Consider the following 12,059-nt stretch of genomic DNA (forward strand, 5'->3'; position numbering starts at 1 on the left):
TAAATAGGTTTTTGCGTCAAAAAAAAATTTTAGTAAGCTCTATAAAATGAACAACGAAACATTGCCAAAAAATCAGGGTTCAGAAGAAAACGATATTCGGATCAATGTCTTGTTGAGCAAGTTGAAGAATAAGCTAAAAAATTATACCGCCAAGGATCGGCAAGGTTTGCTGCTGGGTGAGGTGAAGGATGTAATTCTAGACCCAACTCGTCAGTTAAACTTAGTCATATTTCCGGCTAAAGCTGAGCCAGTCTCCAGTCTATTTTTAATTAGAAGCAAGCACATCCAGCAAGTAGACTCAGCAGATAAAACGCTCTATGTAGATGTCAGCCAATCGGAAATAGAGTATTCAGCAGATTATATAATACCAAATGGGGATGGGGAATTGGCAGAAATTCCACAAACGTCGGTAATGCCTACACGCTCATCAACTGAAAGCTCTACTGCATCTGTCACCCCAACAGCAATACAATTAAATAATAACCAAAAGCAATCGGAGAAACTTATGTCAGATTCTAACACTTCAGATGCAGAAGTTGTAGAACAAGAAATCATTCGTTTGCTAGAAGAACGATTAGTCGTAGACAGTAGCAAACATAAAGTAGGCGAAGTTATTGTTCGCAAAGAAATCCAAACGCGGATGGTAGAGATTCCAGTTCGACGGGAGATTTTGATTGTTGAACAAGTCAGCCCAGAACATAAGCAATTAGCAGAAATTGATTTAGGACAAGAAGATATCTCTGGAGTTGAGCTGACTGAAACTATACGTTTAAACAATGGAGCTGCAAGCCCAAACAGTCAGCCAACAGTAAGGGGCGAGTTTGATTCGCCAAAAACAGCTAGTAGAATTTTAGATGCGATCGCACATCAGCGGCCTCACGGTTGCGCGAAAGTGCGAGTGGAAATCATTCTTGAAGATGCAAAACATCAACAAACTTACCAGGAATGGTTCGACCGCTGCACAATTAAGCCGCAGGGAAACTCTGGAAAATAATATCATCAAGGCACCTCGTTACCTCATTCCCAGCATCTGACTGGGAATGAGAAGTACTAAGGTTACATATCGTGTTTGTAGAATAGGTAAAAAAGCCTATTCTTTTTGTATAGCCAGCTAAAAGCCGCTATATACAACAACCATTGCATTTTTCAGCCTACCTTGGGGTGTATAATTTACAATTCCCGCCGTATAGTAGGGATAGCCCAATTCTGTAGCTATGTATGAGCTACTGCATCAACCCCTTCTGCCCCAAGCCAAACGATCCCGCCAATGCCAACAACCGTATATGTCGCAACTGTGGCTCAGAGTTGTTGCTCCAAGGGCGCTATCAGGTGATGCGCCTGCTGAGTGACAACAGCGGATTTGGCAATATATATGAAGCTTATGAGGGAGCAGCTCCCCAAATCCTGAAGATACTAAAACAAGAACATAACAAAAACCCCAAAATTGTTGAGCTATTCCAGCAAGAAGCAGATGTATTGAGCCAGCTAAATCATCCAGGTATTCCCAAAATGGAACCTGATGGTTATTTTCAGTTTTATCCCAGAAACTGCAAAGAGCCAGTGCATTGCATCATCATGGAGAAAATTGACGGACTTAACTTAAAGCAGTGGATGAAACAGCAGGGCGATTGCCCGATAAGTCAGCAGCTTGCTCTTAACTGGTTAAAACAACTGGCACAAATTTTACATATAGTACATCAAAAAAACTACTTTCACCGCGATATTAAACCAGCCAATATTATGATGCGTTCCACAGGGCATCTAGTATTAATAGACTTTGGCACTGCTAGAGAAATGACATATACCTATCTTGCAGAAGTCGGCGGTGCAGGTAGAGTCACTAAGATTAGTTCCGCTGGTTACACGCCACCAGAGCAAGAAAAAGGTCATGCAGTACCGCAATCAGATTTCTATGCTTTGGGGCGTACTTTTGTTTATTTACTGACAGGAAAGCAAGCAACAGATCATGCTATTTACGAACCCCTAACCGATCAATTCCACTGGCGACGTCATGCGCCTGATATTTCACCTCAGCTTGCAGATTTAATTGATAAACTGATGGCGCGTACAGCAGCGGCGCGTCACAAGAATACTCAGGAAATTTTAGATGATATAGATAAGATTTCGCGGCAATTGTCTGGAAATAAACTATATGCCAACCATCTTATGGGTATAGGTGCGGTTAGTTCTAGATTTCTATCTTGGAAGTCGCCCAACTCGCCAACTAAAATTGGTCAAACTGATAAAAATAAATGGCTAGTTGGGGGCGCGATCGCGATCGCTATCGGATTAGGCGCATATGGAATTTCGCAATACAACCCAGCATCACCCAAAACAATCCCCTATGAAAATCTTTCTGTAGCCAGAACCTTTTCCGGGCATACCAGCCATGTTAATTCCCTCAACATTAGCCCTGACGGGGAAATTTTAGCAAGTGGCAGCGCTGATAAAACTATCAAAATTTGGGATAGATATACTGGGAAAATAATCCGCACCATCAACGGGCATGATAGCTATATTAATTCTATTGCCATTCACCCAGATGGGAAAACCTTAGCGAGTGGCAGTGCTGATAAAACTGTAAAAATTTGGAATATATCCGCAAGCAAAGAAATCCGCCGACTAGAGGGACATTCCGCCCCAGTTAATTCCGTTGCTATTAGCAGCGATTGGCAAACTTTAGTCAGTGGTAGCGCTGATAAAACTATCAAAATTTGGAATATATCTACAGGAGAAAATATTCGTACCCTCACCGGAAATTCTCAGCCTATTAATTCTGTTGCCCTTAGCCCAGATGGTCAAATATTAGCCAGTGGCAACGCGGACAAAACTATCAAAATTTGGGATATGTCCACAGGCAAAAATATCCATACTCTCACCGGGCATTCTCAACCTATTAATTCTGTTGCCATCAGTTCAGATGGACAAATATTAGCAAGTGGTAGTGCGGATAAAACTATCAAAATTTGGGATATGTCCACAGGCAAAAATCTTCGCACCCTTAGCGGACATTCTAGCTATATTAATGCCATTGTTATTAGCCCAGATGGACAGACATTAGTTAGTGGCAGTGTGGACAAAACTATCAAAATTTGGAATATTCCCACTGGGGAACTAATTCGCAACCTCACCGGGCATTCCGGTTGGGTTAAGTCGATTGCGATTAGCGCCGATGGACAAATAATTGCTAGTGGCAGCTTTGACAAAACTATAAAAATTTGGCAGGTGCCAAGATGAATGCGTATGCGTTCTGATGGTATTTTTTAACCTACCATTGGATAGATGCAAAGTAAATTATTGCCTAAAAATAGGGACAAAGGGCTCAAAAAATAAACTGACCACGTAAAAGGTTGGTCATTGTTATGACAAGTTGGGTAATAGAAATACTGACCACAGAGAGAGTGTAGATTATTGATTTTCTATTAGAATTAACACGGTTTGTTGTATATGTGAACAAGTAATGAATCTAGGAGAATCAGTATCAACAGCGTGGGATAAGATTCAGGGAATGATCGAGGGTGCGATCATCCTGCTGCCAAACTTGGTATTAGCACTAATCGTATTTGCACTATTTTGGTTCGGCGCGATCGCGATCAGATCGCTGGTTAAACGCCTCACCCGCAGGTATCGCCATGCTCGGAATTTGGGGCTGGTACTTGGGCGGTTGTCGCAAGGGTTAACCATATTAATAGGTTTATTTGTCGCCTTATCTATTGTCATTCCGACATTCAAGGCAGGGGATTTGGTGCAATTGTTGGGGATTAGTGGGGTAGCAATTGGTTTTGCATTCCGCGATATTCTCCAGAATTTCCTAGCTGGTATTCTGATTCTGTTGACTGAGCCTTTCCAGATCGATGACCAAATTGTTTTCAAAGACTTTGAGGGAACAGTTGAAAATATTCAGACACGCGCCACAACAATCAGAACTTACGATGGTCGCCGGATTGTGATTCCTAATTCTGAACTGTTCACAAATTCGGTGACAGTTAATACTGCCTTCGAGAACCGCCGACTACAGTACGATATCGGCATTGGTTACGGCGACGACATTGACCGGGCGAAACAACTGATTCTGGAAGCGATCGCTAGCGTCGATGATGTTTTGCAAGATCCAGCTCCCGACGCCCTTGTAGTGGATCTTGCTGACAGTACCGTAAACATCCGCGCCCGTTGGTGGGTAAAGCCGCCGCGACGTGCAGATATTCTTGATAAGCAGGACAAGGTTCTCACTGCTATTAAAAATAAGCTCACTGCCAACGGCATTGATATGCCCTTCCCGACGCAGCAAATCCTTTTCCACGACCAAACCGAAGAGACAGATGGCGATCGCGCACGTCAGCGTGAAGGATGGCCTGCTGGGAATCAAGAAGTGCCAAAACCGCGCAGCATCGGCGGTTCGCTCAGGAAGCTAGCTGAAATGCGTGTCCAAAGAGACGGTAATGGTAGCCATAGAGACGAGAACCCCGATCGCCCTCATACTGCCGACGATAATTGATGAAAAATAATTGATGAAAAACATCAAGCTGGGGAAACTGTGGGACTCGCTCCACTCTAGCTACTGGTTTGTGCCAACCCTGATGGCGCTCATGGCGATCGCGTTGGCATTCGGAATGTTAAGCCTTGATCGAGCAGCCAAATCTGGCCCCATAGAGTCGTTGGGCTGGATCTACACCGGCGGGCCAGATGGGGCGAGAACGCTGCTTTCATCTGTTGCTGGTTCGATGATTACCGTTGCTGGTACTGCCTTCTCGATTACAATTGTTGCCCTCACTCTCGCTTCCTCACAATTCGGGCCGCGACTGATGCGGAACTTCATGCAGGATACGGGCAATCAAGTCGTCCTGGGCACGTTTATCGGTACATTCATCTACTGCTTGCTGGTACTGCGAACCGTCCGGGGAGATGACTACAACGTATTTGTGCCGCAAATCTCCGTCACGATCGGCATGGTGCTAGCGCTCGCCAGTATTGGCGTCCTGATCTACTTTATCCATCATGTCTCAACCTCGATGCAGGCATCCCATATCATCAGAGATGTTGGCAGAGAGTTGGACAATGCCATCGATCGCTTGTTTCCGCAGAAGATCGGGCAGGGTAAATCAGTCCCAAAGCAGCGGTCGGTGGCGGAAATCCCCTCCGATTTTGAGAAGGAAGCGACTCCTATCTTGGCGAAAGAAAGCGGTTATCTTCAAGCAATTGATGAGGAGCGGTTGATGAAGATCGCCACCTCAAAAGACCTCCTCCTGTGTCTAAAATATCGCCCCGGCAAGTTTGTTGTGGAAGGAAGCGAAATGGTGATGATTTGGCCTGGAGAACGGGTGAATAAAAAACTCACCCACCACCTGAACCAAGCATTTATTTTTGGCGAGCAACGCACTGAACAACAGGATGTAGAATTCCCCATCAATCAGTTAGTTGAAATTGCCGCTCGTGCTATTTCTCCTGGCATCAACGATCCGTTCACGGCGATCCAGTGTATTAACCAGCTAACGGCTGCACTTTGCCGTCTGGCGGAGAGAGATTTTCCCTCGCCCTACCGCTACGACAACGACAACAACCTGCGAGCGATCGCTAATCCGGTGACGTTTGCAGAATTACTTGACGCTGCCTTTAACCAGATTCGACAGTACAGCAAACCCGATGTAGCGGTGGTAATTCGATTGCTGGAAGCGATCGCTCTCATCGCATCGCGCACCCAACACAAAAAAGACCGCGCCGCACTACTACGTCATGCCCAAATGATCCAACGCGGTAGTCAGGAGAATATACCCGAAGAGTTAGACCGAAAAGATGTTGAGGAGCGATACTTGGCAGTAGTTAGGGCGCTAGAGGAGTGATGAACAATCTTAATACATCTGAAAAAAGGGAACTCCGAAAAGAACGACTCGAAGTTCTCGAACAGCTGGAAGATTGGCTGGAAACACCGATGCTATTCCTTGGCTTCGGGTGGCTTTTGTTGTTAGTCGTCGAACTGATCTGGGGCTTAAATCCACTGCTGGAAGTTATCAGCAACACGATCTGGATTGTTTTCATACTCGACTTCGTATTGCGATTTACTTTGGCAGATCGCAAACTCGTTTATATCAAGCACAATTGGTTAACTGCCCTTTCCTTGGTGTTACCAGCATTGCGCGTCTTCCGGATTAGCCGCGTGATTCGCATCCTCAAAGCTAGCCGGGGACTGCGACTGGTGCGCGTCATCAGTTCTCTGAATCGGGGAATGCGATCGCTTAGAGCTAGTATGAGTCGTCGCGGCTTTGGCTACGTCGTGGTGCTGACGCTAGTAGTGACGCTGGTGGGAGCAGCCGGGATATATGCTTTTGAAAGCAACCTTCCTAATGGTGGCGGACTGAGTAACTACGGGGAAGCACTATGGTGGACAGCAATGCTGATGACAACGATGGGTGGCGAATATGTGCCGCAGACTCCAGAAGGTCGCGTTTTACACCTAATTCTGGCACTGTACGCCTTCACAGTATTTGGTTACGTAACAGCAACACTCGCCACCTTCTTTATCGGGCGCGATGCCGAAAACGAAGAGGCAGAGTTAGCAAGCGCCAAATCCATTGCCGCCCTGCACCAGGAAATTGTCGCCTTACGGGCCGATATTCAAGCCCTTTCAAGTCAGCAACTAGAACCATAATAGATATATATTCATAAACTTCTCCCTTTCCTCCTCCTGTGCGCCCTAGAGCGCCTGGGCGGTTCGTTTAAAAGTAGCTTTCACCAATAAAATAACCCTCCAATCTCAGATTAAATTAATCCCTTCATTTATAGTTTATTAGTAATCCATAATTATGAAACTTATGAGGAAAAAGCCATGCTGAATACTGACTGGCGAGGTTATCGGATAGCCGCTTGGGTTGGAGAGTTTTTCCTAGCGATCGCAATCGTCTTTACAGCCAGTCAACGTAACTGGGAAGGTTCATTTTTACTCGCCTGCTTCCTAGCTGCTTCGTTCCTGTTTGTCACCTTAGAAAATAAACTACCAACTTTGTTTGATTTTCTGTTTGTAGTAGCAGCGTTGCTGAATGCGGCAGGCTGGGTTTGGGGCTTATTTTACCTACCGGGGCCATACGATGAAATTACCCATGCCTTTACAACCTTTTCCGTCACGCTTGCACTGAGTTTTTTGGTGTATAGCTCGATGCTAACTACCTTCCGCAACCATCTGCTAATTTATATGTTAGCGATCGCAAGTTTCGGAATCGCCATCGGTGCTATTTGGGAAATAACGGAATGGGGGATCGGAGTTATCAATAGCATTGATGATACAATCATTGACCTAATTATGGACACTTTTGGCGCTAGTTTAGCAGCACTGGTGAGCGTCTTTGCATTACCAGCGCGATCGCATTCAGAATCAAGTTCCGAAGATCAAAAACCGACCAGAGCGCGTTAGGAAATAACCTATTCCTCAAAAAGCTACGTTCTAGCAAAGACAAAAGCACTCTACTGCTTTTGTCTTATTACTGATTATGTATCCACTTTAGCAATCCCAGTGAAGTGACAATCCCCACAAAGTGACCAGCAATACCATTGATATTCGCTACTGCTACAAAAACATCAAGCGCACGAATAATCATATTGGGGTCAGTAAGTGCTACCCCTGGAGGTTGGGATACAGCTTTTGCAACTAGCACTCCTACAGTTGCACCCGAACCTAAGAGGCATAACAATATTCCCACCAAACTCGTGATTACTGACATTCTCAAAATTTGGACAGTATCAGCTTTTCTAGGATGACGCTCTGGATTAGGATTGCTTAAACCTTTGGCTAGGCGAGTATAACGGAACGCTAAAAATACATTAAAACACAACGCTAAAAGTCCAGCGACAGCCCAAAAAATACCTACCCCAATGCCGGGATTTGTTTCAGCAGCGAAGTTACGACCAGAGATAGAAAATAATAAAGCTATCCCAGAACCAATAGTCAAACCCAACTCTATCCAAAATGCAATCCAACCTACTAGGCGAAAAATGTTGGCAATTTTTTGTTTAGTCTCTGAGGTTGAGGATTCTGAGTGAACTTGCATATCTGTCCCTTCTCGTAGCGACTGGGATACACGGCCTTTGAATAATACCTTTAACTGCTCTTATTGTACCCCCGCCTACAGAAATAAAGCGCCTCTGCCTCAAGATGAAAATTTTTATCAAAGTCGGCTTGTCTAAACAATAAAATTCCTCACAAGAATATGCTATTAGGAGGAGGAAATTGCGTCAAAATCTTACCAAGCTGAAGAGAAAAAGCAACGCTCCTAAATGGTCTTGGGAGCAATTTCTGCTAATTTAGTGAAGATATCAGCCAGAAAAATATTAAAGGTGCTTGATTAACATGGTGTTTGCAGTTGCAGAGCCTTCAGTATCGAGTCCTAGTGCCGTCATCTTGTCTGCAATTCTGGCAGTTTGTCTGGCACTTGTGCATCTTGTTTCCGGCAAAATGCGCTTTCTGGACAGGACTCCTCGCAGTCGGTGGCTTTCCGCCGCTGGTGGGGTATCAGTTGCCTATATTTTCGTTCACGTTTTCCCCGAACTCAACCAGGGACAGCAGGTAATTGAGCAAAGGGAGGGTTATTTAATTGAATTTTTTGAACACCATGTTTACCTGGTGGCGCTTTTGGGTTTTGGTGTGTTCTACGGATTAGAAAGACTTGCCAAGCGATCGCGTCAGCAAAACCAACAAGAAAACCAGAAAGATATCACCGATACAGGCGTTTTTTGGCTGCACATGGCTTCGTTTTCGATTTACAACGCCCTCATCGGTTATCTTCTCCTCCATCGGGAAGAACGAGGTATTTGGGATCTGCTATTATTCTTCGTTGCAATGGCTTTGCATTTTGTGGTGAACGATGACGGCTTGCGCGAAAACCACAAAGGAGATTATAACCGGATGGGGCGCTGGATACTGGCGGCGGCGATTATTGCTGGATGGGTGATTGGGCGGGCGACAGAAATTTCTGAGGCAGCGATCGCAGTCATTTTCGCCTTCATCGCCGGGGGAATTATTCTCAACGTCGTTAAGGAAGAATTACCAGAGGAACGGGAAAGCCGTTTCTGGGCTTTTGCTTTGGGTGCGGCTGTCTACTCGGCGCTTATGGTAGCAATTTGAAAGTAATTATAAAAAATCGGGACAGTTCTAGAAAAAATCCTAGAATTGCCCCGACTAAAGATTTTAGATAAAATCTAAAATCCTTGCCTTGAAAATTGACTACGCGATCGCTGCCATTTTCACATCATTATTTGCCAGCACTTCTTGCAGTTCATCGGCATCTACAGTTTCTTTTTCAATCAGCATTTGTGCTAACTGATCCAGAATGTGACGGTTATTCAGCAACACATCTTTAGCGCGGCGATAGGCTTGATCTACCAAGCTGCGGACTTCATTATCAATGGTGGCAGCAGTTTGCTCGGAGAAATCGCGTTCGGCGGCGATGTCGCGACCCAAGAACATATTGCCTTGCTGACGACCTAGAGCAACTTGACCCAAGCGATCGCTCATACCAAACCGCATCACCATTTGACGCGCTACACGAGCCACCTGCTGCAAGTCATTCGATGCACCAGTTGTCACCTCTTCCTCACCGAAGATGATTTCTTCAGCAATTCGACCGCCCAAAGCTACCGCCATCTGATTTTGCAGATATGAGCGGCTGTACAGACCAGAATCCATCCGGTCTTCACTCGGTGTAAACCAAGTCAAACCACCAGCACGACCGCGAGGGATAATACTGATTTTCTGCACTGGGTCATAATCTGGCATCAACGCACCAACTAGCGCGTGACCAGCTTCGTGATAAGCAACCAAAGTTTTGCGCTTCTCGCTCATCACCCGGTCTTTCTTCTCAGGGCCAGCCAGCACCCGGTCGATGGCATCATTGATTTCATCCATCGAGATTTCCGTCAAACTGCGACGAGCCGCCAAAATTGCTGCTTCGTTCAGCAGGTTGGAAAGGTCAGCGCCTGTGAAGCCTGGGGTACGACGGGCAATCTTCTCCAGATCCACATCCTTCGCCAGGGTCTTACCACGAGCGTGAACGTTGAGAATTTCCAAACGACCAGCGTAATCAGGGCGATCTACGACCACCTGACGGTCAAAGCGGCCCGGACGCAGCAGTGCTGCATCTAGCACGTCTGGGCGGTTCGTAGCAGCAATGATAATAATCCCAGTGTTGCCCTCGAAACCGTCCATCTCAGTCAGCAACTGGTTGAGGGTTTGTTCCCGCTCATCGTTACCGCCGCCTAGACCTGCACCCCGTTGACGACCAACGGCATCAATTTCATCGATGAATACGATACAAGGAGCATTTGCTTTGGCTTGTTCAAACAGGTCGCGCACGCGAGATGCACCGACACCGACGAACATTTCCACAAACTCAGAACCAGAGATAGAGAAGAAAGGTACGCCAGCTTCCCCAGCTACAGCACGAGCCAGCAAGGTTTTACCAGTTCCCGGAGGGCCAACTAGCAGCACGCCTTTGGGAATTTTGGCACCAATGGCGGTGAAGCGGTCGGCGTTCTTGAGGAAGTCTACAACTTCGTTCAATTCCAGCTTGGCTTGGTCAATTCCGGCAACATCCCCAAAGGTTACTTGGGTTTGCGGTTCCATTTGCACTCTAGCTTTGGATTTGCCAAAGTTCATGGCTTGAGAGCCTGGGCCACTTTGGGCGCGGCGCAGCAAGAAGAACAATCCCACCAGAAGCAGAATTGGGAAAAACAAACTGCTTAAGATGCGGAACCAGAAGCTTTCATCACTCTGGGGCAAAACTGCAATGTCAACATTTTTACTGGTCAGAATGTTGATCAGGTCTGGATCGTTGGGTAGGTTGACTACAACCTTGTCGCCGCTTTGAGCTGTGACAAGCGCTTTGGTGCGGTCAGCACTTAAGCCAACTCTCTCGATCCTGCCTTCTTGAACTTCCTCAATCAGTTTGCTGTATTTCCAGGTCTCCCGACTCTGGGGTTGTTTTTCTAAAAATGTTGTTCCTAAGGCGATGACAACTATCGCTAGCAGTGCATATAGCCCTGCGTTTCTCCACCGCTTATTCACGCTTATTCCTCCTAAGCTTTAGGATGTGATTGGATTTTTATTGTATTAACTAATGTTAACCTTTCTCAGAATCTCTTGACACATTTTAGGTACATTAGCCTGCAAAATAGGATTTCCCAAAGGTCGTCCCTACTACTTTGATACTAACCAACCCGGTAAGATTTCAGGGCTTGTGGCTGCGATCGCTTTGGTGGAGGCGACGCAATTGCTCTAGGCTGCTGTGAGTTGGATCGTAGGTAATCTGGCTTTCTGAGGTGATAACGGTATGGATGGGAACGACTTCCACGACGCTGTTGCTATAAGCAATAGCAGATAACCCCTTCACCCAGTTGGCATCGAATGCGACTTCCCCCACTGGTTGATTCTGACTCACCAGCCAATTAATCAGTTGCGATCGCATGATTCCCGGCAAAATTCTCCCATCGATTGGCGGTGTCCACCACTTCCCATCCCGCCATCCCCAGAGATTCCCCGTGCTGGTTTCCAGCCAATTTCCCTGCTCGTCAACTAATATCGCTTCTTGTGCCTCAAATTTCTTGGCTTTGTTCATTGCCAGCCACGCAGCTAGGTAGTTACCAGTTTTATGCTGTGGCAATGACCGCTCAATAACCCCAGGCGGCGGGGTTAGGCGGGGTTCTATAAGTAAAGCGCTTATACCATATTTTTGTCGTTGTGTCAAATCAACAGGTAAGAATCGCCCAGTAATCCACTCGCGCCCATCGGGAAAGATGGTGATTCTGAGGATGGGAAAGTGTTTTGTTAAAGTTTCTGCACCATAGCGCGATCGCTCCCAGTCTGGTTGTTGCCAACCAAGAGCCAGCAAACTCGAACGAATGCGATCGCAGTGTCCATTCCAGTTAGTCAATGGGTTATCCAACGACTGATAAACCCGCAGCGTGGAAAAAACTGTAGCACCGTACAGCAACCCCGGATCGTCAATAGCTAATTCCAGCGTTTCACCGTCAATCAGTTTGCCGTTGTACCAGTACAATTTAGGACTCTCCCGGCGTTG

Annotated in this window: 10 protein-coding genes; 7 read left to right on the forward strand and 3 right to left on the reverse strand. The window is 46.2% G+C overall.

The features are described from left to right. The first annotated feature begins 46 nt into the window (after positions 1-46). The 6 genes from H6F63_RS29815 to H6F63_RS03560 all read left to right on the forward strand — a co-directional run bounded on the left by H6F63_RS29815 (position 47) and on the right by H6F63_RS03560 (position 7,402). Positions 47-994 carry a DUF2382 domain-containing protein gene (locus tag H6F63_RS29815; RefSeq protein ID WP_190634935.1) on the forward strand — a complete coding sequence of 316 codons (948 nt, stop codon included), beginning with the start codon at positions 47-49 and terminating at the stop codon, positions 992-994. A gap of 224 nt (positions 995-1,218) precedes the next feature. After that, a complete protein-coding gene (locus tag H6F63_RS03540) occupies positions 1,219-3,237 on the forward strand; it encodes a serine/threonine-protein kinase (RefSeq protein WP_190634938.1) in 2,019 nt (672 codons plus the stop codon). A 223-nt stretch (positions 3,238-3,460) separates the two neighbouring features. After that, entirely contained in the window at positions 3,461-4,495 is a 1,035-nt protein-coding gene (locus H6F63_RS03545; protein ID WP_190634940.1) for a mechanosensitive ion channel family protein, read from the forward strand. 13 nt (positions 4,496-4,508) lie between these two features. Beyond that, complete coding sequence (locus H6F63_RS03550; RefSeq protein ID WP_190634942.1) at positions 4,509-5,837, forward strand: DUF2254 domain-containing protein; 1,329 nt, start codon at positions 4,509-4,511, stop codon at positions 5,835-5,837. Continuing rightward, entirely contained in the window at positions 5,837-6,643 is an 807-nt protein-coding gene (locus H6F63_RS03555) for a potassium channel family protein (RefSeq protein ID WP_190634944.1), read from the forward strand. Before H6F63_RS03550 ends, H6F63_RS03555 begins: the two co-directional genes overlap by 1 nt. A 177-nt stretch (positions 6,644-6,820) precedes the next feature. After that, positions 6,821-7,402, forward strand: a complete 582-nt coding sequence (locus H6F63_RS03560) for a hypothetical protein (protein WP_190634946.1) — start codon at positions 6,821-6,823, stop codon at positions 7,400-7,402. Positions 7,403-7,469: 67 nt separating this feature from the next. Here H6F63_RS03560 and H6F63_RS03565 read toward each other — a convergent pair whose 3' ends face one another. Then, entirely contained in the window at positions 7,470-8,036 is a 567-nt protein-coding gene (locus H6F63_RS03565) for a DUF3611 family protein (protein ID WP_190634949.1), read from the reverse strand. Positions 8,037-8,335: 299 nt separating this feature from the next. On the opposite strand from H6F63_RS03565, the gene H6F63_RS03570 reads away from it, so the two are divergent. Next, entirely contained in the window at positions 8,336-9,109 is a 774-nt protein-coding gene (locus H6F63_RS03570) for a hypothetical protein (RefSeq protein ID WP_190634951.1), read from the forward strand. Positions 9,110-9,208: 99 nt separating this feature from the next. Here the strand turns inward: H6F63_RS03570 and ftsH3 are convergent, their stop codons facing one another. Together ftsH3 and H6F63_RS03580 are read right to left on the reverse strand one after the other, a co-directional pair. Next, positions 9,209-11,047 (reverse strand): ATP-dependent zinc metalloprotease FtsH3, encoded by a 1,839-nt coding sequence (gene ftsH3, locus H6F63_RS03575; protein WP_190459923.1) that lies wholly within the window; start codon positions 11,045-11,047, stop codon positions 9,209-9,211. 163 nt (positions 11,048-11,210) lie between these two features. Next, positions 11,211-12,038, reverse strand: coding sequence for an aminotransferase class IV (locus H6F63_RS03580; RefSeq protein WP_190634953.1), 828 nt, complete (start codon positions 12,036-12,038; stop codon positions 11,211-11,213). Between the last annotated feature and the right edge of the window lie 21 nt (positions 12,039-12,059).

This window comes from Trichocoleus sp. FACHB-40 (genome assembly GCF_014695915.1).
Lineage (GTDB): Bacteria > Cyanobacteriota > Cyanobacteriia > Cyanobacteriales > FACHB-T130 > Funiculus > Funiculus sociatus.

Bases quoted from the DNA above. Each gene is read 5' to 3' on its own strand.
- H6F63_RS29815 (WP_190634935.1), top strand. From the start codon at position 47: ATGAACAACGAAACATTGCCAAAAAATCAGGGTTCAGAAGAAAACGAT.
- H6F63_RS03555 (WP_190634944.1), top strand. From the start codon at position 5,837: ATGAACAATCTTAATACATCTGAAAAAAGGGAACTCCGAAAAGAACGA.
- H6F63_RS03545 (WP_190634940.1), top strand. From the start codon at position 3,461: ATGAATCTAGGAGAATCAGTATCAACAGCGTGGGATAAGATTCAGGGA.
- H6F63_RS03540 (WP_190634938.1), top strand. From the start codon at position 1,219: ATGAGCTACTGCATCAACCCCTTCTGCCCCAAGCCAAACGATCCCGCC.
- H6F63_RS03560 (WP_190634946.1), top strand. From the start codon at position 6,821: ATGCTGAATACTGACTGGCGAGGTTATCGGATAGCCGCTTGGGTTGGA.
- H6F63_RS03565 (WP_190634949.1), bottom strand. From the start codon at position 8,036: ATGCAAGTTCACTCAGAATCCTCAACCTCAGAGACTAAACAAAAAATT.
- H6F63_RS03550 (WP_190634942.1), top strand. From the start codon at position 4,509: ATGAAAAACATCAAGCTGGGGAAACTGTGGGACTCGCTCCACTCTAGC.
- H6F63_RS03570 (WP_190634951.1), top strand. From the start codon at position 8,336: ATGGTGTTTGCAGTTGCAGAGCCTTCAGTATCGAGTCCTAGTGCCGTC.